22 protein-coding genes are annotated in these 23,984 nt (G+C 71.7%); 11 read left to right on the forward strand and 11 right to left on the reverse strand.

The features are described 5' to 3' along the window. Positions 1–4: 4 nt before the first annotated feature. From ACLQ20_RS05205 to ACLQ20_RS05220, 4 genes are all read left to right on the forward strand, one after another. The gene (locus tag ACLQ20_RS05205) at positions 5–943 is read left to right on the forward strand and encodes an ABC transporter permease (protein ID WP_151456057.1); all 939 of its coding nucleotides are present in this window, start codon (positions 5–7) and stop codon (positions 941–943) included. A gap of 87 nt (positions 944–1,030) precedes the next feature. Then, positions 1,031–1,987, forward strand: coding sequence for an ABC transporter permease (locus ACLQ20_RS05210; RefSeq protein ID WP_151456058.1), 957 nt, complete (start codon positions 1,031–1,033; stop codon positions 1,985–1,987). A 101-nt stretch (positions 1,988–2,088) separates the two neighbouring features. Then, on the forward strand, positions 2,089–3,126 hold the full coding sequence (locus ACLQ20_RS05215; RefSeq protein ID WP_151456059.1) for an ABC transporter ATP-binding protein: 1,038 nt from the start codon (positions 2,089–2,091) through the stop codon (positions 3,124–3,126). After that, complete coding sequence (locus ACLQ20_RS05220) at positions 3,110–4,138, forward strand: ABC transporter ATP-binding protein (protein ID WP_311410741.1); 1,029 nt, start codon at positions 3,110–3,112, stop codon at positions 4,136–4,138. Before ACLQ20_RS05215 ends, ACLQ20_RS05220 begins: the two co-directional genes overlap by 17 nt. 14 nt (positions 4,139–4,152) lie before the next feature. Here ACLQ20_RS05220 and purH read toward each other — a convergent pair whose 3' ends face one another. Together purH and purN are read right to left on the reverse strand one after the other, a co-directional pair. Continuing rightward, positions 4,153–5,724, reverse strand: a complete 1,572-nt coding sequence (purH, locus tag ACLQ20_RS05225; protein WP_425854388.1) for a bifunctional phosphoribosylaminoimidazolecarboxamide formyltransferase/IMP cyclohydrolase — start codon at positions 5,722–5,724, stop codon at positions 4,153–4,155. Then, entirely contained in the window at positions 5,721–6,341 is a 621-nt protein-coding gene (purN, locus tag ACLQ20_RS05230) for a phosphoribosylglycinamide formyltransferase (protein ID WP_151457631.1), read from the reverse strand. Before purN ends, purH begins: the two co-directional genes overlap by 4 nt. Positions 6,342–6,522: 181 nt before the next feature. Between purN and ACLQ20_RS05235 the strand changes: the two genes are divergently transcribed. After that, positions 6,523–6,822 carry a CD225/dispanin family protein gene (locus ACLQ20_RS05235; protein WP_151457630.1) on the forward strand — a complete coding sequence of 100 codons (300 nt, stop codon included), beginning with the start codon at positions 6,523–6,525 and terminating at the stop codon, positions 6,820–6,822. A gap of 20 nt (positions 6,823–6,842) precedes the next feature. After that, positions 6,843–7,502, forward strand: coding sequence for a DUF4190 domain-containing protein (locus ACLQ20_RS05240; protein WP_151457629.1), 660 nt, complete (start codon positions 6,843–6,845; stop codon positions 7,500–7,502). Positions 7,503–7,563: 61 nt separating this feature from the next. On the opposite strand, the gene ACLQ20_RS05245 is transcribed toward ACLQ20_RS05240, so the two are convergent. After that, a complete protein-coding gene (locus ACLQ20_RS05245; RefSeq protein ID WP_358117595.1) occupies positions 7,564–8,838 on the reverse strand; it encodes a cell division protein PerM in 1,275 nt (424 codons plus the stop codon). A 158-nt stretch (positions 8,839–8,996) separates the two neighbouring features. Here ACLQ20_RS05245 and ACLQ20_RS05250 point away from each other — a divergent pair, with 158 nt between their 5' ends. Then, entirely contained in the window at positions 8,997–9,263 is a 267-nt protein-coding gene (locus ACLQ20_RS05250) for a DUF4190 domain-containing protein (protein ID WP_132230991.1), read from the forward strand. A 93-nt stretch (positions 9,264–9,356) separates the two neighbouring features. On the opposite strand, the gene sucD is transcribed toward ACLQ20_RS05250, so the two are convergent. From sucD to ACLQ20_RS05265, 3 genes are all read right to left on the reverse strand, one after another. Next, positions 9,357–10,244, reverse strand: a complete 888-nt coding sequence (gene sucD, locus ACLQ20_RS05255) for a succinate--CoA ligase subunit alpha (protein ID WP_132230990.1) — start codon at positions 10,242–10,244, stop codon at positions 9,357–9,359. 2 nt (positions 10,245–10,246) lie between these two features. Beyond that, positions 10,247–11,425: an ADP-forming succinate--CoA ligase subunit beta gene (gene sucC, locus ACLQ20_RS05260; protein WP_151455201.1), complete on the reverse strand. Its 1,179-nt coding sequence runs from the start codon at positions 11,423–11,425 to the stop codon at positions 10,247–10,249. 436 nt (positions 11,426–11,861) lie between these two features. Beyond that, positions 11,862–12,266 (reverse strand): cobalamin B12-binding domain-containing protein, encoded by a 405-nt coding sequence (locus ACLQ20_RS05265; RefSeq protein WP_132230988.1) that lies wholly within the window; start codon positions 12,264–12,266, stop codon positions 11,862–11,864. Between the two features lie 430 nt (positions 12,267–12,696). Here ACLQ20_RS05265 and ACLQ20_RS05270 point away from each other — a divergent pair, with 430 nt between their 5' ends. Beyond that, positions 12,697–13,413, forward strand: coding sequence for a M23 family metallopeptidase (locus tag ACLQ20_RS05270; RefSeq protein ID WP_327029550.1), 717 nt, complete (start codon positions 12,697–12,699; stop codon positions 13,411–13,413). A gap of 274 nt (positions 13,414–13,687) precedes the next feature. Next, entirely contained in the window at positions 13,688–14,446 is a 759-nt protein-coding gene (locus ACLQ20_RS05275; RefSeq protein WP_425854391.1) for a M23 family metallopeptidase, read from the forward strand. Positions 14,447–14,504: 58 nt separating this feature from the next. Here ACLQ20_RS05275 and pcrA read toward each other — a convergent pair whose 3' ends face one another. Next, entirely contained in the window at positions 14,505–16,910 is a 2,406-nt protein-coding gene (pcrA, locus tag ACLQ20_RS05280) for a DNA helicase PcrA (protein ID WP_425854392.1), read from the reverse strand. A 265-nt stretch (positions 16,911–17,175) separates the two neighbouring features. On the opposite strand from pcrA, the gene ACLQ20_RS05285 reads away from it, so the two are divergent. Together ACLQ20_RS05285 and ACLQ20_RS05290 are read left to right on the forward strand one after the other, a co-directional pair. Continuing rightward, complete coding sequence (locus tag ACLQ20_RS05285) at positions 17,176–19,026, forward strand: bifunctional metallophosphatase/5'-nucleotidase (protein ID WP_425854393.1); 1,851 nt, start codon at positions 17,176–17,178, stop codon at positions 19,024–19,026. A gap of 269 nt (positions 19,027–19,295) precedes the next feature. Continuing rightward, positions 19,296–19,688: a chorismate mutase gene (locus ACLQ20_RS05290; protein WP_425854395.1), complete on the forward strand. Its 393-nt coding sequence runs from the start codon at positions 19,296–19,298 to the stop codon at positions 19,686–19,688. Between the two features lie 136 nt (positions 19,689–19,824). Here the strand turns inward: ACLQ20_RS05290 and ACLQ20_RS05295 are convergent, their stop codons facing one another. The 4 genes from ACLQ20_RS05295 to ACLQ20_RS05310 form a co-directional block, all read right to left on the reverse strand. Beyond that, a complete protein-coding gene (locus ACLQ20_RS05295; protein ID WP_151455195.1) occupies positions 19,825–20,838 on the reverse strand; it encodes an ABC transporter ATP-binding protein in 1,014 nt (337 codons plus the stop codon). Beyond that, complete coding sequence (locus ACLQ20_RS05300) at positions 20,831–21,853, reverse strand: ABC transporter ATP-binding protein (protein ID WP_132231341.1); 1,023 nt, start codon at positions 21,851–21,853, stop codon at positions 20,831–20,833. The genes ACLQ20_RS05295 and ACLQ20_RS05300 overlap by 8 nt, the downstream gene beginning before the upstream one ends. A gap of 26 nt (positions 21,854–21,879) precedes the next feature. Further along, complete coding sequence (locus ACLQ20_RS05305; RefSeq protein WP_151455194.1) at positions 21,880–22,857, reverse strand: ABC transporter permease; 978 nt, start codon at positions 22,855–22,857, stop codon at positions 21,880–21,882. Positions 22,858–22,929: 72 nt separating this feature from the next. After that, on the reverse strand, positions 22,930–23,856 hold the full coding sequence (locus ACLQ20_RS05310) for an ABC transporter permease (protein ID WP_132230980.1): 927 nt from the start codon (positions 23,854–23,856) through the stop codon (positions 22,930–22,932). Positions 23,857–23,984 lie beyond the last annotated feature (128 nt).

A 23,984-nucleotide genomic window follows, 5' to 3' on the forward strand; every position in this document is an offset into this window, starting at 1 on the left:
AAGTATGTTCCGCTTCATCCTGCGGCGTCTGCTCCAGATGGTCCTCGCGTTCTTCGGGACCACGCTGATCGTCTACGCGCTGATGTTCGCCGGCCAGGGCGATCCCATCCAGGCGCTCGCCGGTGAGCGCCCGGTCACGGCGGCTCAGCGGGCATACCTGACGGAGAAGTTCCACCTCGACCGGACCGGGGTCGGCGGCTTCTTCTACCGCTACTTCGACTACCTCAAGAACCTGCTCCAGGGTGACCTCGGGCAGTCCCTCACCGGACGCTCGATCGGCGACATCCTGGCCGCCGCCTGGCCGGTCACGGTCAAGCTGGCGCTGATCGCCATGGCGGTCACCATCCTCTTCGGCGTCACCGCGGGCGTGCTCGCCGGAATCCGGCGGGCCAGCATCTTCGACAACTCGACCCTGCTGCTGACCCTGCTGGTGCTCGGCATCCCGACGATCGTGCTCGCGCCGCTGGCGCAGTACCTCCTCGGCGTCAGGTGGCAGCTCTTCCCGGCCACCGCAGGCGCCGACCCGGACCTGTACGCGCTCCTGCTGCCGGGCATCGTGCTCGGCTCGCTCTCGCTGGCCACCGCACTGCGGCTGACCCGGACGTCCGTGGCCGAGAACCTGCGCGCCGACTACGTCCGCACCGCCCGGTCGAAGGGGCTCGTGAGGCGGCGGATCGTCAGCGTCCACGTGCTGCGCAACTCCCTCATCCCGGTGGTCACCTTCCTCGGCGTCGAGCTGGGCAACCTGATGAGCGGCGCGATCATCACCGAGGGCGTGTTCAACATCCCCGGCGTCGGCTTCAACCTCTTCCGCGGCATCCGCACCGAGGACGGCCCGCTGGTGGTGGGCATCGTCAGCGTGCTCGTCGTGGTCTACCTCGTCTCCAACCTGGTGGTGGACGTCCTGTACGCCGTACTCGACCCGAGGATCCGCTATGAGTGAGCGCAGCGAGGTGCGGCATGAGTGAGCGCAGCGAACGAATCGGCAGCGCAGTGTTCGTGCCGGCGCCGAGCGCAGTGAGGTGCGGGCATGAGTGACTTCGAGACCGTCGCGGCGAGCGAGAACCAGGCCGCGCGGCGGGGGCCGTCGGGTGAGCCCGGCGCGCCGAACCAGGTCGGCGTACCGCAGAAGCCCCGCAGCCTGGCCGGCGACGCCTGGCGCGACCTGCGCCGCAAGCCGATCTTCTGGATCAGCCTCGCCCTGGTGCTGCTGGTCGCCGCCATGGCCGCCGTGCCGGGGCTGTTCACCGCGAACGATCCGCGCGACTGCGTGCTGGCCCGTCAGCACGCCGGGCCGTCCGGCGGGGCGATCTTCGGGTACGACTTCCAGGGCTGCGACACGTACGCCAGGGCGGTCTACGGCGCCCGCGCGTCGCTGCTGGTCGGCGCGCTCTCCGCCCTGCTCACCGGCCTGATCGCGCTCGCCGTGGGGATGCTGGCCGGCTACTTCGGCCGCTGGGTCGACGCGGTGCTCTCCCGGGTGATCGACGTGGTCCTCGGCATCCCGCTCCTGCTCGCCGCGATCGTGCTGCTCAAGCGGGTCAACAGCGACAGCTCGGCGGTCCGGATCGGCGCGGTCATCTTCGTGCTGGCGATCCTCGGCTGGACCACCGCCGCCCGCGTCGTCCGCTCCTCGGTGATCACCGCCAAGGAGCAGGACTACGTCGCGGCGGCCCGGATGCTCGGCGCCGGCGACGGCCGGATCATGCTGCGGCACATCCTGCCCAACGCGCTCGCCCCGGCGATCGTGGTGCTGACGATCGCCCTCGGCTCGTTCATCGCCGCCGAGGCCACGCTGAGCTTCCTCGGCATCGGGCTCAGGGCGCCGACCATCTCCTGGGGCATCGACATCGACGCGGGCCGGGTGCACATGCGGGAGTCGGTCACCCCGCTGCTGGTCCCCTCGACGTTCCTGGCGCTGACCGTGCTGGCGTTCATCATGCTCGGCGACGCGATCCGCGACGCCTTCGACCCGAAGTTGAGATGACGGGCCCCGTGCGGCCCCGTCGTCGCGAGCGAAAGGCGTGCCATGCGAGCGCGAGGAGTGAGCGCAGCGAGCCCCGCAGTCGCGAGCGAAAGGCGTGAACCGTGAGCCAGTCCGCCGTCCGACCCACGCCGGCCTCACCCACCCCCGAGGGCGGGCACCTGCTGGACCTACGGGACCTGCACGTCGAGTTCCGCACCAGCGAGGGCGTGGCCAGGGTGATCAACGGGGTCTCGTACCACCTCGATCCCGGCGAGACGCTCGCCGTGCTCGGCGAGTCGGGCTCCGGCAAGTCGGTCACCGCCCAGGCGATCATGGGCATCCTCGACACTCCCCCGGCCGTGATCCGCTCCGGCGAGATCCTCTACCAGGGGCGGGACCTGCTGAAACTGCCGGAGGAGCAGCGCCGGCAGGTACGCGGCAAGGAGATCGCGATGATCTTCCAGGACGCCCTCTCCGCGCTGAACCCCGTCTTCGGAGTGGGCTGGCAGATCGGCGAGACGCTGCGCCAGCGCGAGGGCATGTCGAAGGCGGACGCCCGTGCCCGCGTCGTCGAGCTGATGGACCTGGTACGGATCCCCGCCGCCGCAAGCCGGCTCGGCGACTACCCGCACCAGTTCTCCGGCGGCATGCGGCAGCGCGTCATGATCGCGATGGCGCTGGCCATGAACCCGAAGGTGCTGATCGCCGACGAGCCGACCACGGCCCTGGACGTCACCGTGCAGGCCCAGATCATGGACCTGCTGGCCGACCTGCGCCGCGACCTCGACATGGCGATGATCCTGATCACGCACGACCTGGGCGTGGTCGCCGGCGTCGCGGACCGGATCGCCGTCATGTATGCCGGCCGCATCGTGGAGCACGCCGACGTCCGCTCGCTGTACCGGGCGCCGGCTCACCCGTACACGAAGGGGTTGCTGGAGTCGATTCCTCGGATGGACGTCCGGGGCCAGGAGCTCTCCACGATCAGGGGGCTGCCGCCCAACCTGATGCGGATCCCGTCCGGCTGCCCCTTCCACCCCCGGTGCCCGTACGTGCAGCAGGTCTGCGTCGACGTGGTGCCGCACGACCTGGTCCTGGGCGACGGCCGGACCAGCGAGTGCCACTTCGCCCAGGAGGTCCGTGATGACAGCGCCCGCTAGCCCGACCAAGGTGCGCGGCGAGACGATCCTCGCCGTCGACAACGTGGTCAAGCACTTCCCGATCCGCCAGGGCGTGCTCTTCCAGCGGCAGGTCGGCGCCGTCAAGGCCGTCGACGGGGTCAGCTTCGAGCTGCGCCGGGGCGAGACCCTCGGGGTGGTCGGCGAGTCGGGCTGCGGCAAGTCGACGCTGGCCCGGCTGCTGATGCGGCTGGAGACGCCGACCGCCGGCCGGGCCACCCTGGAGGGCCGGGACCTGTTCTCCGCCTCCGGCGCCGAGTTGCGCCGGCTGCGGCGCAACATGCAGATGGTGATGCAGGACCCGTACACCTCGCTGAACCCGCGCATGACGGTCGGCGACATCATCGGCGAGCCGTTCGAGATCCACCCGGACGCCGCGCCGAAGGGCAGCCGGCGGGGCCGGGTGCGGGAGCTGCTCGACGTCGTCGGCCTGAACCCCGAGCACATCAACCGGTACCCGCACCAGTTCTCCGGCGGTCAGCGGCAGCGCATCGGCATCGCCCGCGCGCTCGCCCTGCGGCCCGAGATCATCGTCTGCGACGAGCCGGTCAGCGCCCTGGACGTGTCGATCCAGGCCCAGGTGATCAACCTGCTGGAGAAGCTCCAGGACGAGTTCGGCCTGTCGTACATCTTCATCGCGCACGACCTGTCGGTGGTCCGCCACATCTCGGACCGGGTCGCGGTCATGTACCTCGGCAAGATCGTGGAGATCGGCACCGAGGACGAGATCTACGAGCGCGCGACCCACCCGTACACCCAGGCGCTGCTCTCGGCCGTGCCGGTGCCGGACCCGGAGGCCCGCGACCGGCGCACCATGATCCGGCTCACCGGCGACGTGCCGAGCCCGGCCGACCCGCCGAGCGGCTGCCACTTCCGCACCCGCTGTTGGAAGGCCCAGGAGGTCTGCGCCACCCAGGAGCCCCACACGGTCCTCCGCGCCGCGGACCCCCACCCCTCGGCCTGCCACTTCGCCGAACTCCGCCCCACCCCCTGACCCTCCCCGGGAGGTCAGTGGAAGAAGTGGCGGGTGGAGGTCAGGTACATGGTGACGCCGGCCTGCTTGGCGGCGGCGATCACTTCCTCGTCGCGGATCGAGCCGCCCGGCTGCACGATCGCGCGGACGCCGGCGTCGATGAGGATCTGCGGGCCGTCGGCGAAGGGGAAGAAGGCGTCCGAGGCGCACACCGCACCACGGGCCCGGTCCGCTCCGGCCCGGGCGACCGCGAGCTGCGCCGAGTCGACCCGGTTGACCTGGCCCATCCCGACGCCGACCGTCGCACCGTCCCTGGCCAGCAGGATCGCGTTGCTCTTCACCGCGCGTACCGCCCGCCAGGCGAAGGCCAGGTCACGCAGGGTCGCCTCGTCCGCCGGCTCGCCGGTGGCCAGCCGCCAGTTGGCCGGGTCGTCGCCCTCGGCGTCGATCCGGTCGGCCATCTGCACCAGTACGCCGCCGGTGACCTGCCGCCACTCGGCCGGCAGCGGGGCGTAGGCCGGCGCGTGCAGCAGCCGGATGTTCTTCTTCGCCTGGAGGACCTCCACCGCGCCCTCGTCGAAGCCGGGCGCCACCAGCACCTCGGTGAAGATCTCCGATACCTGCCGGGCCAGCTCGACCGAGACCGGCCGGTTGACCGCGATCACCCCGCCGTACGCGGACACCGGGTCGCAGGCGTGCGCCTTGCGGTGCGCCTCGGCCACGTCGGCGCCGACCGCGATCCCGCACGGGTTGGCGTGCTTGATGATCGCCACCGCCGGCTGGTCGGCGAAGTCGTTGGCCGCCCGCCACGCCGCGTCCGCGTCGACGTAGTTGTTGTAGGACATCTCCTTGCCGTGCAGCTGCTCGGCCTGGGCGAGCCCGGCCGGGCTGGACGGGTCGACGTAGAGGGCCGCCGGCTGGTGCGGGTTCTCGCCGTAGCGCAGCACCGCCTGCCGGCGCAGCGACAGCCCGGCGAAGTCCGGCCAGCCGTCCTCCTCGGGCGCCAGCGTGGCGGCGCACCACTCGGCCACCGCCACGTCGTACTCGGCGATGACGGCGAAGGCGCGGGCGGCCAGCACGCGCCGCTGGGCCAGCGTGAAGCCGCCCTCGCCGAGCGCGGCGAGCAGGGCCGGGTACGCGGCCGGGTCGGTCACCACGGCGACCGAGGCGTGGTTCTTGGCGGCCGCCCGGACCATCGCCGGACCGCCGATGTCGATCTGCTCGACGCACTCCTCGACGCCCGCGCCGGAGGCGACAGTGGCCTGGAACGGGTAGAGGTTGGACACCAGCAGGTCGATACCGGCGATGCCGTGCTCGTCGAGCTGGGCGACGTGGGAGTCCTTGCGCAGGTCGGCGAGGAGTCCGCCGTGCACCTTCGGGTGCAGCGTCTTGACCCGCCCGTCGAGGATCTCCGGAAAGCCCGTCACCGTCTCGACCGGGGTCACCGGCACTCCCGCGCCGGCGATGGCCGAGGCGGTGCTGCCGGTCGAGACGATCTCCACCCCGGCCGTGTGCAGCGCCCGGGCCAGCTCGACCAGGCCGGTCTTGTCGTAGACGCTGACCAGCGCCCGCCTGATCGGGCAGCGTTCGTCCTGAGTGGAACTCACGGGACCGTGACCTTTCTTCCGGTGATCGTCCAACCTTCGCGGACCAGGCGGCCCACCTGCTCGACGAGCTGGTGCCGCTCGGCTTCCTTGATGCGCTCGGTGAGCGTCTCGACGTCGTCGCCGTCGTGCACCGGCACGGCGACCTGCGCGACGATCGGGCCGGTGTCCATGCCGGCGTCGACGAAGAAGAGCGTCGCCCCGGTGACCTTCACGCCGTAGGCGAGGGCGTCACGCGGGCCGTGGATGCCGGGGAACGCCGGCAGCAGCGTGTTGTGCGTGTTCAGGTAGCGGTCGCCGAAGGCGGCCAGGAAGCGCGGGCCGACCAGCTTGAGGAAACCCGCGGAGACGACCAGGTCGGGCCGGTGCTCGGCGACGCGGGCGGTCAGCGCGGCGTCCCAGTCCTCGCGGCCAGGGTGGTCGGCGACCCGCTCGACGAAGGTCGGCACACCTGCCGCGGCGGCCCGGTCCAGACCCGCGATGCCGTCGCGGTCGGCGCCGACGGCCACCACCCGGGCCCCGTACGCCGGATCGACGCTCGCATCGAGCAGGGCCTGGAGGTTGCTCCCGGAGCCGGAGACGAGGACGACGATGCGGGCGACGGGCGCGGGCTCGGTCACCGGGCCACCCTATCGGGCCTGCCGCCGCTTCCATCCGCTGGGCATTGCGACATTCACCGACGACGCGAATGGTCCGGACCAGGTACGCTGCCGGTCGCTCGGGCCCGGCGCGCGTCGGCCCGCACCCGTCAGTGATCCGACGCCCCGCGGGGGTGTCGAGTGGAATGAGGAGTACGCCGAGATGCAGCCCGGATACCAGCCGCAGCAGCCGCAGATCAACAACAACATGACGATGTCGATCGTCGCCATCTTTCTCTTCTGGCCGCTGGCCATCCCGGCGATCATCAACGCCTCCAAGGTGAACCCGCTGCTCCAGCAGGGCGACTACGCCGGGGCCCAGGCCGCCGCCGCCGAGTCGAAGAAGTGGTCCAAGTGGGCGCTCATCGTCGGCATCAGCTGGTACGTGATCGTGCTGGTGTGCTGCCTGCTCGGTGGGCTCGCCGGTGTGATGGGCGGCGACACCTCCACCAGCAGCTACTGACAGATCGGACGAGGAGTCGCATGCAGCCCGGTTACCCCGGACAGGATCCGTACGGCCAGCAGCCGCACCAGGATCCGAACGCGCCGCACCACGACCCGTACGCCCCGCCGCCGGCGGCGCCGTACGGTCAGCAGCCCGCCTCCGGGCAGCCGAACGACCCGTACGCCGCGCCGCAGGATCCGTACGGCCAGCAGAACCCGTACGGTCAGCAGGACCCCTACGGCCAGCAGGACCCGTACGGCCAGCCGCCGACCTCGGGCCAGCCCTACGGGCAGCCGCCCACCTCGGGCCAGCCCTACGGGCAGCCGGCGCCGGGTCAGCCGTACGGGCAGCAGCCGTACCAGGACCCGTACGGCCAGCAGGCGTACTCGCAGCCGCCCATGTACCCCAACGCGGGATTCGCCGCGAAGGGGCCTGGGCAGCAGCAGAACACCCTCGGTCTGGTGTCCATGATCCTCGGCATCGCCTCGATCCCGATGGTCTGCTGCTACCTCGGCATCCCGCTGGGCATCGGTGCGCTGGTGACCGGGTGGATGGGCAAGCAGAAGGCCGCCCAGGGGCTGGCCGACAACAACGGTCAGGCCCTCGCCGGCCTGATCTGTGGCGCCATCGGCGTCGTGCTCGGCCTGCTCCAGATCATCTTCCTGGGCTTCAGTCTGACGCTGCCCAACCAGCCCTGACCGTCATGCGACAGGGGCGTCCCGGCCCGTCCGGGGCGCCCCTTCGGCGTCTTCCGGCCCCTCAGCGGGGCGCGCGGGACAGCACCCGGGTCGCGGCGGCGCCGATCAGCGCCCCGACCGTGACGACCGCGGTCGCCACCGCCGCCACCTGCCAGGCGACGGGCCCCACCTGGACCAGCCGGCCGCCGCCGAGCGATCCGGCGGAGGCGGCCGCGGCGGCGCCCAGCAGCAGGCCGGCCACCGGGCCGGCGAGCGCCGCCGCCCCGAGCAGCGGCCCCCAGCGCAGCGGTGCCCGGTCGTCGGCGGCGAGCCGGAGCAGCCGGCGGGCCAGCAGCCAGCCCGCGGCCATCCCGGCGAGGACCGGCACCGCGAGCAGCCCGGCGCCGAGCCCGTCGACCGGCCCGCGCGGCAGCCCGGCCAGCAGCGGTACGGCCGGCAGCGCCCCCACGGAGACCTCGCTGGTGCGTACCGCCGTGTCGGTGCCGACGGCGAAACCCGGGCCGAGCAGGTAGCTGACCGACCAGATTGTGGCGTTGGGCGCGTAGGCGAGGCTGACCAGCGTGATCCCGGCCTGGCCGGCGACCCCGGTGCGGTAGGCCCCGATCAGGTCGGCGGCGTCCCCGCCCCCGGTGGCCACGGCGAGCCCCGCCGCGCCGGCCCCCGCGCCGAACAGCAGCAGCCCGGCGACGAGCCCGGTGCGGATCCCGTCGCGCAGCGCGTCCGGGGACCGCGCGGCGAGCAGGCCGGCCACGCGCGTCGTCCGGGCCGAGCCCACCAGGGCCCCGATCGTGCCGAGCACCAGGAGGGTCAGCCCGGCGCGCACCGGTGACGCGCCGGCCAGCACCGCGCCGAGGACCCCGAGCAGCGCGTACGCGACGCCGACCGCGCCAGCGGCGAGGAGCGCCTGCCGGGGTGACCGGCCGCCCCGCGCGCCGATGGCCCGGCTGGCGTGCACGCCCGCCCGGGTCAGCCGCCAGACGACCAGGGCGGTCAGCGCCAGCGGGGCCAGCCCGAGCGGGCCGGCGGCGGTGTCCAGCGGCACGCCGTGCCCGAGCAGCCAGCCGGCCAGCCCGGCGCGCAGCGCACCCGGCACGGAGGCGGCACCCTCGCTGAGCTGGAACAGCCAGAGCACGACCACGACCGGCAGCCAGGAGGTGAGCGCCGCCCACCCGGCGGCGACCCCGGCGGCGACGACGAGCGGGGCGCGACTGCGGCGCGGCTCGCCAGCGCGCGGCGCGGGCACCCGCCGGCTCCGCCCGACGGGCGCGGCCGGCCGGGCGCCGGGGCCGACGTCGGCGCCGGGACGGCTGGGCTGATCAGGGGTGACGGAGGACATCGCGTCTACTCTGGCATGCCGGGCCGGCGGTGGCAGTCCGATACCGCCCCGCAGCGGCGACGAGTTACGTGATCCACCATCTCCGGCCCCCGATCCGGTCTAGCCTCGGCGCAGGGACGCGACCGCTGGGTCGCGGCACCGACGTCCGGAGGAGAGCCGTGAACACTCCGTATCCGCCGCCCCCGCCGGCACCGTCCGCGGCCGGTCGCGACCGCACGACGCTGTGGGGCGTGCTCGGCATCATCCTCGGCCTGCTCTGCTGCGGCATCCTGGGGATCGTCTTCGGTTACCTGTCGATCCGGGACGCCAAGCGCTTCGGCCAGTCGCCCGTGCTCGGCTACCTGGCGATCGCGTTCGGCGTGCTCAACATCATCGGCAGCGGCGTCCTCTGGGCCGGCGGCAACTACCCGCTCTACAACGACTGAGGCCGCCCGCGCCAAAACGACCGGGGCCGCCGCGACACGACGGCGGAGGGCCGACCGCGAACGGTCGGCCCTCCGGTCGTACGTCGCTCGGGCTCAGCCCGCGGACATGATCTCCCGCATGAGCTTGGCGGTCTCGGTCGGGGTCTTGCCGACCTTGACGCCGACCGCCTCCAGCGCGTCCTTCTTGGCCTCGGCGGTGCCCGCCGAGCCGGAGATGATCGCACCGGCGTGGCCCATGGTCTTGCCGGGCGGCGCGGTGAAGCCGGCGATGTAGCCGACCACCGGCTTGGTCACGTTCGCCTTGATGAACTCGGCGGCCCGCTCCTCGGCGTCGCCACCGATCTCACCGATCATGACGATCGCGTCGGTCTCCGGGTCGGCCTCGAACGCGGCGAGCGCGTCGATGTGGGTGGTGCCGATGATCGGGTCACCGCCGATGCCGACGCAGGTCGAGAAGCCGATGTCACGCAGCTCGTACATCATCTGGTAGGTCAGCGTGCCGCTCTTGCTGACCAGGCCGATGCGGCCGGTGCCGGTGATGTCGGCCGGGATGATGCCGGCGTTGGAGGCGCCCGGCGAGGCGATGCCCGGGCAGTTCGGACCGATGATCCGGGTCCGCTCCCCCTTGGCGACGTTGTACGCCCAGAACGCGGCGGTGTCGTGCACCGGCACGCCCTCGGTGATCACCACGGCCAGGTCGATCCCGGCGTCGATCGCCTCGACGACCGCGCCCTTGGTGAACTGCGGCGGTACGAAGATCACGGTCACGTCCGCACCGGTCTGCGCCATCGCGTCCGCGACGCTGGCGAAGACCGGCAGCTCGGTGCCGTCGAAGTCGACCGTCTGGCCCGCCTTGCGCGGGTTGACGCCGCCGACGACGTTGGTGCCCGCGGCGAGCATCCGCCGGGTGTGCTTGGAACCCTCGGAACCGGTCATCCCCTGGACGATGACCTTCGAGTCCTTGGTCAGCCAGATAGCCATTGTCAGACCCCCGCAGCCGCCAGCTCGGCGGCCCGCTCGGCCGCGCCATCCATCGTGTCGACCCGCTGGACCAGCGGGTTGTTCGCGCCGTCGAGGATCGCCCGGCCAGCCTCGGCGTTGTTGCCGTCGAGGCGGACGACCAGCGGCTTGGTGACCTGCTCGCCGCGCTGCTCGAGCAGGGCCAGCGCCTGCACGATGCCGTTGGCGACCTCGTCGCAGGCGGTGATGCCGCCGAAGACGTTGACGAAGACGCTCTTTACCGACGGGTCGGACAGGACGATCTCCAGTCCGTTCGCCATCACGGCGGCGCTCGCGCCACCGCCGATGTCGAGGAAGTTGGCCGGCTTGACGCCGCCGTGCCGCTCACCGGCGTACGCGACCACGTCGAGGGTCGACATGACCAGGCCGGCGCCGTTGCCGATGATCCCGACCTCGCCGTCGAGCTTGACGTAGTTGAGGTCCTTCTCCTTGGCGGCCTGCTCCAGCGGGTCCACCGCGGCCTGGTCGACCAGCGCCTCGTGGTCCGGGTGCCGGAACCCGGCGTTCTCGTCGAGGGTGACCTTGGCGTCGAGCAGCAGCAGCTTGCCCTCGCGGGTCTTGGCCAGCGGGTTCACCTCGACCAGCGTGGCGTCCTCGGCGACGAAGGCCTTCCACAGCCCCACGGCGGCCTCGACGACCTGGTCGGCGACCTCGGCCGGGAAGTTGGCGGCGGTGACGATCTCGCGCGCCTTCGCCTCGTCGACGCCGGTGTTGGCGTCGATCGGGGCCTTGACGACCTTCTCCGGGGTCTCGGCGGCGACCTGCTCGATGTCCATGCCGCCGGCGACGCTGGCGATGCAGAGGAAGGTGCGGTTCGCCCGGTCGAGCAGGTAGGAGAAGTAGTACTCCTCGGCCACGTCCGCGGTCACCGTGATCATGACCTTGTGGACGGTGTGGCCCTTGATGTCCATGCCCAGGATGTCGGTGGCGCGGGCCACCGTCTCCTCGGCGCCCTCGGCCAGCTTCACGCCGCCGGCCTTGCCTCGGCCACCGACCTTCACCTGTGCCTTGACGACCACCCGACCGCCTAGGCGTTCGGCGATCGCGCGGGCCTCCTCCGGGGTCGTGGCGACGCCGCCGGCGAGCACGGGCAAGCCGTGCCGTTCGAACAGGTCCCGCCCCTGGTACTCGTACAGGTCCACGTTTGCGCGTCCCGTCCCGTCTCCGCGGCGCGCCGTCGCGCCGCCACCAGCGTTATGGAAAACAGTTTGACGCCTGTCATCACTCGAAACAGGCCATTGGGCGCAGCCTAGCGAGGTGGACACCGCCGGCAACCGAGCGGGTGCACGTTGTGTGGTAATGCACAATCGGCGGCGTCGCGCGGCCTTTCCGCGACTTCGGCCCGATGTCAGCCGTCCGGGCGATGTTGCCGGGGGCGCGTAACCCGTCCGTGGGGGCGTCGTTGAGTCAGGTGTCGGAGCGCTGATGCAGCGCGACGACGGGAGCGGCCGATGCCCTGTCGGTCGAGGGGTGGCGGCGGGGCATCGTGCATAGAGGGGCCGGACGTGTGAGGGGTGCGTCCGGCCCCTCCCCCTGCCCGGATTCGGCCGCCGAGCGGCCCCGAGCCCGCAGCCGCCGTCAGGCGACCGGCTGGGCGACGTTCTGCCGGACCCACTCGACGATCGACTGGGTCGTCGCACCCGGCGTGAAGATCTTGGCGACCCCGAGCCGCTGGAGCTCCGGGATGTCGGCGTCGGGAATGATGCCGCCGCCGAACACGACGATGTCGCGGGCGTCGCGCTCACCGAGCAGCTCCACCACCCGCCGGAACAGCGTCATGTGCGCCCCGGACAGCACGGAGAGCCCGACCGCGTCGGCGTCCTCCTGGATCGCGGTCTCCACGATCTGCTCCGGGGTCTGGTGCAGGCCGGTGTAGATGACCTCCATACCGGCATCCCGCAGGGCACGCGCGACGACCTTTGCGCCACGGTCGTGGCCGTCCAGGCCCGGCTTGGCGACGACGACCCGTACACGAGAGCTCATCAGCGCATCCCTTTCACCGGCTCCGCGGCTTCACTGAACGAACGGTAACCCGCCCGACCCTGCCCGGGAAATCCGGGCGGTGAACCTCACCCCCGCGAACCCGGCCGGACTCCCGTCGGCGCCGGTACGGCGGACCGCGCCAGCCCCCGGCGTCAAGCCGGACGACTCCGCCGTTCGGTCACCCTGCGCGACGAACGGGCAGTTAGGGGGGCACCGTTCGAGGGGTACGACCCATGACAATCACGGACGGGAAGGGACAGAACGCGGTAGCAATTCGGCGCTTCGGCTTGTGACGGGACTGGTGGTTGGCTAACGTGTCCACGGTTGTCATCAGGTCCACGGACGGGTGACGACGCGGCCAGCCGGCGTTCACCCGAGCTTCACGGGCGTCGAGGAAGCCGCTTCGGATCCCCGACAACGGAGGGTGTGCGTGCGCCAGCGCCTGTCGTCTGAGCCCGATCGATATCGCGGTCGCCGCCGCGTACCCACCCCCCCGCGTAGCCGCTACGCAGCGGTGGTCACCACCGCGTTCGTCGGCGCCGGCATCGTCGCGATCGGCGCCGGCGCCCTGCCGGACGCCAAGAGCGTCAGCCCGTCGGTCCTCGACGAGCTCAAGGCCGCCTCGGCCGTCAACCAGGACGCCGCGGCCCGTGGCGACAACGCCGACCGCGCCAGCCGCGACAGCGACCGCGCCGGCGGCGCCGAGTCCGCCGAGCCCGAGGTCTGGCTGCTCCCCCTCCAGGGCTACGAGTTCAACTCGCCCTACGGCATGCGCTGGGGCAAGCTGCACACCGGCGTCGACCTGGTCGCCCCCGAGGGCACCCCCTACGTCGCCATCCACGAGGGCACCGTCACCAAGGCCGGCTGGTTCGGCGGCTACGGCCACACCGTGATCGTCCGGCACGCCGACGGCAGCGAGGCGATCTACGGGCACTCCTCGGCGCTGAGCGTCAAGGAGGGTCAGCAGGTGAAGGCGGGCGACCAGCTCGGCCTCGTGGGCAACACCGGCCACTCCTACGGCTCCCACCTGCACCTGGAGGTGCATGTCAAGGGCGAGCCGCTCGACCCGGTGCCGTGGCTCAAGGAGCGCGGAGTGGACATCAAGCTACAAGTCGAGGTGTACTACAGCGAGGTAGCCGCGTCCTGACGCTGCGTATCGCCCGTCGACCGCCCGGATCTGCCGATCCGGGCGGTTTTTCGTGTGCCACCGGAGTCGAAAGTGAGCCGGGTCACGCCGGCGACTGTGACCGGCGCCATCGCCACACATGATCACTTTTACGGTCGAACAACCCCGAACGGGGATGCAACGGGCGGATGCGGCCGTCACCGGTCCGCCCGGACCCCGTCCCACTACCCGTCACGCCGCGTGTCGACACCAGTATTTCGAGGTCAAGTGCCCCCTCGATCAGTGAAGGTCCGCCGTGCAGGAAGACATTCGGAACGAGAACACCCCCGACGCCCCCGTCCGGCCCCGGAGGCGGATCGGCGGCCGCACCCGCGTGATCATCGCCGCAGCGGCCCTGACCGGCCTCGGCCTCGGCGGCGTCGCCTTCGCGGCCACCGGGAACGACGAGCCCTCCGTCCCGGCCGCCGCCGTGGACACGCAGGCCCGCACGGAGGCCGCCGACCGCGCCGACCGCTCCGCCCGCGAGACGACCGCCCCGGCCACCCCCTCGGCGAGCCCGACGCCCAGCCCGACGAAGGCCAGCCCGTCGGCGAAGCCCCGCCCGAAGGCGACCACCGCCAAGCCGAAGCCGAAGAAGACCAGCAAGCCGAAGCCCAGTTGGGTCATCCCGATGAAGGGCGCGGCCATCACCTCCTGCTACGGCCCGCGCTGGGGCACCCAGCACGCCGGCATCGACTTCGCGCTGCCCGCCGGCACCCCGGTCCGCGCGGCCTTCGGCGGCACCGTCACCAAGGCCGGCGACGTCGGCGACGGGTACGGCATCTCCGTCTTCGTCGACCACGGCAACGGCTACCTGACCCACTACGCCCACCTGAGCACCACCAAGGTGGGCGTGGGCGACAAGGTCGCCGCCGGGCAGACCATCGGCCTGGAGGGGTCCACCGGCGACTCCACCGGCCCGCACCTGCACTTCGAGGTGCACCAGGGTCAGATGTGGAACCAGATCGACCCAGCGCCGTTCCTGCGCGCCCGGGGCATCGACGTGGCCTGCTGACCCGCAGCGACCGGCGCGGCCCGGTCCGGCGTGCTGCCGGGCCGGGCCGCGCCGCCGCTCAGAGCTTGTCGATCGGGGCGTGCCGGAGCACCAGCCACATCGTCTGGTCGCCGAAGTCGATCTGCGCCCGCGCTCCCGGGCCGTGCCCCTCGACGGCGAGCACCCGGCCCAGGCCGTAGCGCTGGTGGTTGACCCGGTCGCCCGCGGACACCTTCGGCCCCTGCGGCAGCTCGCTCGCCGTGGTCAGGCGGCTCGCGTCGACCCCCAGCCGCTTCGCCAACTGCGCCGCCTTGGGCGTGCCGCCGTTGAAGCCCCCACGCCCGCCGGACACCCGGTCCGCGCGGCCACCCACGCCGCCGCCCCCGCCGGCCCACGAGGTGTACGACCCCTCGGTGCGCTCCCAGCGGACCAGCTCCGGGGGCAGCTCCTCCAGGAACCGCGACGGCGGGTTGTAGGCCGGTTGCCCCCACGCCGAGCGGGTGACCGCCCGGGAGAGGTGGAGGCGCTGGCGGGCCCGGGTGATGCCGACGTACGCCAGCCGACGTTCCTCCTCCAGCTCCCGGGTGTCGCCCAGGGAGCGCAGGTGCGGGAAGACGCCGTCCTCCAGGCCGGTCAGGAAGACCACCGGGAACTCCAGGCCCTTCGCGGTGTGCAGCGTCATCAGGGTGACCACGCCCTGGTGGTCGGGGTCGTCCGTGGGCACCTGGTCGGCGTCGGCGACCAGCGCGACCTGCTCCAGGAAGCCGGCCAGGGTGGCCCGCTCGCCCTCCTCGCCGACCGCCTCGATCCGCTCGGTGTACTCCCGGGCGACGCTGACCAGTTCCTGGAGGTTGTCGACCCGCCCCGCGTCCTGCGGGTCGAGGCTCTCCTCCAGCTCGGTGAGGTAGCCCGAGCGGGTCAGCAGCGCCTCCAGCACCTCCTCCGGGGTGCCCGTCTCGGCAATCTTGCGGGCGCCGTCGAGCAGGGCCACGAAGTCGGCGATGCCGTTGGCCGCCCGGCTGGAGATGCCCGGGGCGTCCTTCGCCCGCCGCAGCGCCGCCCCGAAGGAGATCCGGTCCCGGCTGGACAGCGCCTCCACGCACGCCTCGGCCCGGTCACCGATGCCCCGGCGCGGGGTGTTGAGGATCCGGCGCAGGCTGACCGTGTCGTCGTCGTTGACCACCGCGCGCAGGTAGGCCAGCGCGTCGCGGACCTCCTTGCGCTCGTAGAAGCGCACCCCGCCGACCACCTTGTAGGGCAGGCCGACCCGGATGAACACCTCCTCGAAGACCCGGGACTGGGCGTTGGTGCGGTAGAAGACGGCCACGTCGCCGGGGCGGGTCTCGTCGGCGTCGACCAGCCGGTCGATCTCGCGGGCCACCCAGTCGGCCTCGGCGTGCTCGGTGTCGGCCACGTAGCCGACGATCGGCTCACCGGCGCCCGCCTCGCTCCACAGCCGCTTCGGCTTGCGCGACGTGTTCCGGTCGATCACCGCGTTGGCGGCGTTGAGGATGGTCTGGGTGGAGCGGTAGTTCTGCTCCAGCAGGATCGTCCGGGCGTCGCTGAAGTCGCGCTCGAACTCCAGGATGTTGCGGATCGTGGCGCCCCGGAACGCGTAGATCGACTGGTCGGCGTCACCGACCACGCAGAGCTCCGCCGGCTCGATCCCCTCCGTGCCGGAGACCAGCTCCTTGATCAGCGTGTACTGGGCGTGGTTGGTGTCCTGGTATTCGTCGACCAGCACGTGCCGGAACCGCCGGCGGTAGCTCTCCGCGACGTGCGGGTGGGACTGGAGCAGGTGCACCGTCGTCATGATCAGGTCGTCGAAGTCCAGCGCGTGCGCCTCGCGCAGCCGTCGCTGGTAGAGCGTGTAGGCCTCCGCCAGCGCCCGCTCGTTGGGGCCCTTGGCGCGGCCCGCGAACGCCTCGGGGTCGACCAGCTCGTTCTTCAGGTTGGAGACCTGGGCGGCCAGCCCGCGCGCCGGGTAGCGCTTCGGGTCGAGGTCCAGCTCCCTGGCGACCATCTGCATCAGCCGGCGGGAGTCGTCCGCGTCGTAGATCGAGAAGGTCGACTTCAGCCCGGCGTGCTCGTGCTCGGCGCGCAGGATGCGCACGCACGCGGAGTGGAACGTCGACACCCACATCAGGCGGGCCCGGGGACCTACCAGGTGGGCCACCCGCTCCTTCATCTCGCCGGCGGCCTTGTTGGTGAAGGTGATCGCGATGATCTCGCCGGGGTGCACGTCCCGGGCGGCCAGCAGGTAGGCGATCCGGTGGGTGAGCACCCGGGTCTTGCCCGAGCCGGCACCGGCCACGATCAGCAGCGGCGAGCCGGCGTGGGTGACGGCGTCGCGCTGCGGCCCGTTCAGGCCCTCGACCAGGGCCTGCGGATCGAGATGGACGGCCGCCGGCCTGGGCCGGTGCGGCGAGGTCGGGGCGGACGCCGGCGCGGGTGGGGACGCGGGGATGTCGAAGAGAGGATGCATCGCACGGCGAGTCTATGCCGCCGGGCGGACACTTCCCCCGCCGCGCGTGCCCCGGCTCGCCCGAGCCGTTCCCCGGGCCGGTCGATCCAGCCGGTCCGGGCCGCCGCCGGCCGCCCGCCGCAGCGCGTGGTGGAGGGAATCGTGCCCCGACTCGTCCGGTCGAGACGAAGATGTCACCCTGTCGTGTCTGGTGCCGCCGTCCCCCGTACAGAACGATGACGGTGAAAATCCGGCTCCTCCCCCGTACACGACTGGGAGAACGACCATGACTCAGCCGCGTTCGCGCGGTCGGGCGGCGCTGCGCCACCTCGCCGCGCCCACCCTCGCGCTGGCCGTCGTCGCCACGCTGTCCACCGCTTCCCGGCCCGCGCCGGCCCCCGCCGACGACCAGCAGGCCGGCCTCACCCCCGTCTCGGTCTCCTACGCCGCGCCCAGCGGCGGGGAGGTCAAGGGCAACTTCCTGAGCTACAACGACTTCCACGGCGCCATCGACCCGCCCGGCGGCAGCGGCGCGGCCGTCAACGGCACGCCCGCCGGCGGCGTGGAGTACCTCGCCACCTGGCTGAAGAAGCTGCGCGCCGAGGCCAGGGCCGAGGGGCGCGCCACGACCACCGTCGGGGCCGGCGACCTGATCGGCGCCACCCCGCTCGTCAGCGCCGCCTTCCACGACGAGCCGACCATCGAGCTGATGGACGAGATCGGCCTGGACGTCAGCTCCGTCGGCAACCACGAGTTCGACGAGGGCGTCGACGAGCTGATCCGGATCAACAAGGGCGGCTGCCACCCCGTCGACGGCTGCCAGGACGGGGACGGCTTCGCCGGCGCGAAGTTCACCTACCTGGCCGCCAACACCGTCAGCAGGAAGACCGGCCTGCCGATCCTGCCTCCGGTCGACGTGCGCTTCGTCGGCGGCGTCCCGGTCGGCTTCGTCGGCGTGACCCTGGAGGGCACCCCGGGCATCGTCAACCCGGCCGGCATCGCCTCCGTGCGGTTCACCGACGAGGTGCAGACCGCCAACAAGTGGGCCGGCGTGCTCAAGCTCTTCGGCGTCAAGGCGATGGTGCTGCTCGTGCACGAGGGCGGCGCCCAGTCGCCGCCGCCGGCCACGCCCGGCGTCTCGGACTGCGCCAACTTCTCCGGCCCGATCGTGGACATCGTGCGTGGCCTGCGGCCGGAGTTCGGGCTGGTCGTCTCCGGCCACACCCACCGCTTCTACTCCTGCTCCCTGCCGAACTCCTCGGGCGCGCGCAGCGTGGTCACCAGCGCCGGCAACAACGGCCAGCTGATCACGGACGTGGACTACGCGCTGGACCGGCGCACCGGCCGGTTCACCGGGATCACCGCCCGCAACGTCGTCGTCGAGAACGGCGTACGCAACCCGGACGGCACCTGGCGGGAGAGCGCGCCGGGCACGTACGTGCGCAACCCCGACCTGGTGGACCCGGGCGCGAAGGCACTGGCCGACAAGTACCGGGCGGCCGTCGCACCCATCGCCAACCGGGTGGTGGGCCGGATCTCGGCCGACATCGTCCGCGACGTCCGGCCGAACGGGGAGAGCCCGCTCGGTGACGTGATCGCCGACGCGCAGCTCGCGTACACCCGCTCCAGCGGGGCACAGATCGCGCTGATGAACCCGGGCGGCGTCCGGGCGTCCCTGTCGTACGCGGCCTCCCCCGGCGACGAGGACCCTGGCGAGATCACCTACGGCGAGGCGTTCACCGTCCAGCCGTTCAACAACCTGGTGGTCACCCAGACCCTCACCGGCGCGCAGCTGCGCAACGTGCTGGAGCAGCAGTTCGTGGGCTTCAACGGGCAGACCACCCAGCGCATCCTCCAGGTCTCCGCCGGGCTGACCTACTCCTACGACAGCACCGCCCCGGTGGGCTCGCGGGTGAGCGCCCTGGCGTTCGACGGCGCGCCGGTCGACCCGGCCGCGAGCTACCGGGTCACCACGAACGACTTCCTGGCCAACGGCGGGGACGGCTTCACCGAGCTGCGGGCCGGCACGGACCGGGCCACCGCCCCCGGCTTCGACGTCGACGCGCTGATCGCCTACCTGGGCGCCGACGCTCCGGTCGCCCCCGGACCCGCCGACCGGATCACCCGCCTCGGCTGAGGCGCGGGCGGTCCCGGCGTCACGACGGCGCCGGGCCCGCCCGGCCGGGCACGGGTCGCGCCGAATCCTTGCGCCGGCCGGCCCGAGGTCGGCATACTCGACGACATGTTCGGGCAGCGCTTCTACTTTTACTACGGCACCGGGAGTCCGGCAGCCGTAGGTCGCGCCTGATCGATCAGACCTACGAGAAAGCCCCGGGCTCCTGGAGCCCGGGGCTTTCTTCCGTCCCGGGATCCGGGCACCGGGCACCTGACGGCAAGGGGTACCCGATGATGACAGACGTGGTGGAGTCCAGCGGCAGAGTGACGCGACCCGAGGCGGGCCGGCCCGACCCCGGCGCCTCCGGGCCTCCGGCCGACGTGCCGGGCGGTGACGACGACGCGAAGCCGGCGGCGGGAACCGGCACCCCGGAGCCGGCCGCGGCCGCCCGGATCGTCGAGATCCGCGAGCGGATCGACGAGATCGACCGGGCGCTGATCGAGCTGTGGCAGGAACGGGCCCGGCTCTCCCAGGAGGTCGGCGTGACCCGGATGGCCTCCGGCGGCACCCGGCTGGTGCTGTCCCGGGAACGGGCGATCCTGGAGCGCTTCCGGGCCGCCCTGGGCGCCGACGGCACGCAACTCGCGCTGCTGCTGCTCCGCGCCGGCCGCGGCCCCCTGTGAGGCGTACGCCGGCAACGGACCCCCGCGCGGTCCACGCCCGGCACCGGCCCCCTGCACAGGCGGGGCCGGGCCGGGGCGGAAACGACGGAACCGCCTGCCGTCGTCGCGATGACGTCGGCAGGCGGTTCCGTGGGGGTCACGCCTCGTGCGTCTGCACGATCTCGCGCTTCTCCGCGAAGTGGCAGGCGCTCGGGTGGTCCGAGCCCGAGCGGATCTCCAGCAGCGGGACCTGCTCGGCGCAGACGTCCTGCGCCTTCCAGCACCGGGTCCGGAACCGGCAGCCCGACGGCGGGCTGACCGGCGACGGCACGTCACCGGTCAGGCGGATGATCGCCTTGTTGTCCCGCACGGTCGGGTCCGGCACCGGCACGGCCGAGAGCAGCGCCTGGGTGTACGGGTGGGTCGGCCGCTCGTAGATCTCGTCCTCGGAGCCGATCTCGGCGATCTTGCCGAGGTACATCACCGCGACCCGGTCCGACAGGTGCCGGACCACCGACAGGTCGTGCGCGATGAAGATGTACGACAGGCCGAGCTCGCCCTGGAGCTTCTCCAGCAGGTTCATCACCTGGGCCTGGATCGACACGTCCAGGGCGCTGACCGGCTCGTCGCAGACGATGATCTCGGGCCGCAGGGCGAGCGCCCGGGCGATGCCGATGCGCTGCCGCTGACCGCCGGAGAACTGGTGCGGGTACCGGTGGATGTGCTCCGGGTTGAGGCCCACCAGGTCGAGCAGTTCCCTGACCTTCTCCCGGCGGCTGCCCTTCGGCGCCACCTCCGGGTGGATCTCGAACGGCTCGCCGATCAGGTCGCCGACCGTCATCCGCGGGTTCAGCGAGGTGTACGGGTCCTGCATCACCAGCTGGATCTGCCGACGCAGCCGGCGCAGCGCCGGGCCGGAGAACTTCGAGATGTCCTGGCCCTTGTAGTGGACGCTGCCACCCGTCGGCTTCTCCAGGTTCATCAGGACCCGGGCCAGCGTCGACTTGCCGCAGCCCGACTCGCCGACCACACCCAGGGTCTCGCCGGCCTTGAGCTCGAAGGAGACCCCGTCGACCGCCTTGACGTGACCGATGGTCTTCTTGAACACCACGCCCCGGGTCACGGGATAGTGCTTGACCAGGTCACGGACCTCGAGGATGTTCTCAGTCACGGTTCACCAGCTCCTCGGCGAAGTGGCAGGCGCTGGCCCGGCCGGCGCCGACCTGCAGCAGCGGCGGGACCTTCTCCCGGCAGACCGGCTGCGCCATGGGGCAGCGCGGGTTGAACGGGCAGCCCGGCGGGATGTTCATGAGGTTCGGCGGGAGACCCTTGATCGTCCGGAGCTCCTGCCCCTTCTCGTCGAGCCGCGGGATCGAGTTGATCAGGCCGATCGTGTACGGGTGCGCCGGCTTGGCGTACAGGTCGTAGACGTTGGCTTCCTCGACGATCCGGCCCGCGTACATCACCGCGATCCGGTCCGCGACGTCGGCGACCACGCCGAGGTCGTGGGTGATCAGGATCATGCCCATCTGCCGCTCGCGCTGGAGTTCGGCGAGCAGGTCCATGATCTGCGCCTGCACCGTCACGTCGAGCGCGGTGGTCGGCTCGTCCGCGATCAGCACCTCCGGGTCCAGGGCGAGCGACATCGCGATCATCGCGCGCTGCCGCATACCGCCCGAGAACTGGTGCGGGTAGCTGCTGAACCGGCCCTTGGCGTTCGGAATCTTGACCTGGTCGAGCATCTCGATCGCGCGCTTCTTGGCGTCGGAGCGGCTCATCCCGCGCCGTACCCGGAACTGCTCGGCGATCTGGAACCCGACGGTGAAGACCGGGTTCAGCGCGGAGAGCGCGTCCTGGAAGATCATCGCGATGCCCTCGCCGCGGATGCGGCGCCGCTCCTCGAAGGACATGCCGAGCATGTCCTTGCCCTGGAAGCGGACCTGACCGCCGGTGACGAAACCGGGCGGCGTGTCGAGGATGCCCATGATGGTCTGCGCGGTGACGCTCTTACCGGAGCCGGACTCGCCGAGCACGGCGAGGGTCTCCCCCGCGTCGACGTGGTACGTGACCCCGTTGATGACCTTGGCGACGCCGTCCCGGGTGCGGAACTCCACCCGGAGGTCTTCCACCTCGAGCAACCTGCCCGAGGGGCGGCCGGACGCGCCGGCCGCGGACTGCTCGGACACCAGAATGTCGGACAACTGAATCTCCCCTAGCGGAGTTTCGGATCGAGGGCCTCGCGGACCGCCTCACCGAGCATCACGAAGCTCAGTACGGCGGCGACGAGGAACGCGGCGGGGAAGAAGAGCAGGTAGGGCGCGACGCGGAGGAGGTTCTGCGCCTCGTTGATCATGATGCCCCAGGAGACCACCGGGCTCTTCAGGCCGACGCCCAGGAAGGACAGCGTCGCCTCGGCGCCGATGTACGAGCCGACCAGGATCGTCCCGTAGACCAGCAGCGGCGCGAGGCAGTTCGGCAGCAGGTGCTTGAGGATGATCCGGCCGGTGCCGGCGCCCAGCGCGCGGGCGGCGACGATGTAGTCCGCCTCCTTGGTGGCCAGCACCGAGGAACGCATCAGCCGCATCACGACCGGCCAGCCCAGCACGATCAGCGAGATGCTCACCAGCGCCATGATCTCGGCCTTGCTGTTGCTCGTGCCCGACCCGTTGAAGGTCGTCAGGATGACGATGGCACCCAGCACGAACGGCAGCCCGAAGAAGACATCGGCGATGCGGGAGAGCAGTGCGTCCACCCAGCCGCCCCGGTAGCCCGCCACGATGCCCATCGCGCCGCCGAAGAGCAGCACGCCGAGCACGGAGAGCAGCGAGACCACGATCGACGCGCGGGCGCCGTAGATCACCCGGGCGAAGACGTCCCGGCCCTGGAAGTCGTAGCCGAACCAGGCGTCCGACGACGGGCCGACGAGGCTGTTCTGCAGGTTGCCGTTCTCCGGGTCGCCGGAGGTGAACAGCGAGGGGAAGGCGGTCATCAGCATGAAGAGGACGATGAACCCTGCGGAGATCCAGAACAGCGGCTTGCGGCGCAGGTCACGCCAGGCGTCGCCGAGCAGACCGCGCGGCTTCTCCTTGCGGGCGTTCTCCGGCAGGCCCGCGTTGGTCGGCGCGCCGATCTCGTCGGGAGCCTGCGCGGGCGGCGTGCTGACGATCGAGGCGGCACTCGGGTCACTCATGCCCGCACCCCACTCCGCTCGGCGCGGGCACTGGTGCCCGCGCACGCTGCAATGATGATTCGTTCGCTGCGCTCACTCATAGCGGATCCTCGGGTCCAGGGCGGCGTAGAGCAGGTCGACCAGCAGGTTCATCAGCAGGTAGACGAGCACCAGGACCACCACGATGGAGACAACGGTAGCGCTCTCCTTGGTGATGATCGCGCGGTAGACCTGTCGGCCGATCCCGTTGATCTGGAAGATGCCCTCGGTGACGATCGCGCCGCCCATCAGGGCGCCGAGGTCGGTCCCGAGCAGCGTCACCACCGGGATGAGCGAGTTGCGCAGCAGGTGGATCCCGACCACCCGGCGCATCGGCAGACCCTTGGCGATCGCCGTACGCACGTAGTCGGCCCGCCGGTTCTCCGCGATGCTCGTGCGGGCCAACCGGGCGATGTACGCCATTGAGGCGCTACCGAGCACGAAGCCGGGCACGATCAGCTCGGAGAGCCGCATCTCGCTGGAGACCGTCGGCTTGACGATGCCCCACTGCACGCCGAGCAGCCACTGGGCCACGAAGCCGATGACGAAGATCGGCAGCGCGATCAGGAAGAGGCTGGAGACCAGGACCAGGTTGTCCAGGAAGCCGTTGCGGCGCAGGCCCGTCAGCACGCCCGCGGTGAGTCCGATGACCGCCTCGATGGCCAGCGCCACCAGGGCCAGCTTCAGGGTGTTCGGGTACGCCGTGGCGATGATGTCACCGATCTCCCGGCCACCGAACGTCTGCCCGAAGTCGCCCTGGAAGAGGTTCTTCATGTAGTTGCCGTACTGCACGATGAGCGGCTCGTCGAGCTTGAACTTCTCGGTCATCATGTTGACGAAGCTGTCGGGGCAGGGACGCTCGCCACACTTGCCCGCGAACGGGTCACCGGGCACCGACCACACGAGCCAATAGATCAGGAACGTCGTCCCGATGAAGACCGGGATGAGTTGGAGCAGCCGTCTCAACAGATAACGGCCCATGGGGTGGTCCTCCAGACAGGGGGCGCGCGTCGGACGGCCGACACGGGGATGACAGACGTGGCGAGGCGGTGTGGTGACACCACCTCACGGAACGGCCCGGGTCGGGCTCACCGGTAGGTGAGCCCGAC

The sequence above is a fragment of the Micromonospora sp. DT46 genome, from assembly GCF_049841735.1.
GTDB classification, from domain to species: domain Bacteria; phylum Actinomycetota; class Actinomycetes; order Mycobacteriales; family Micromonosporaceae; genus Micromonospora; species Micromonospora reichwaldensis.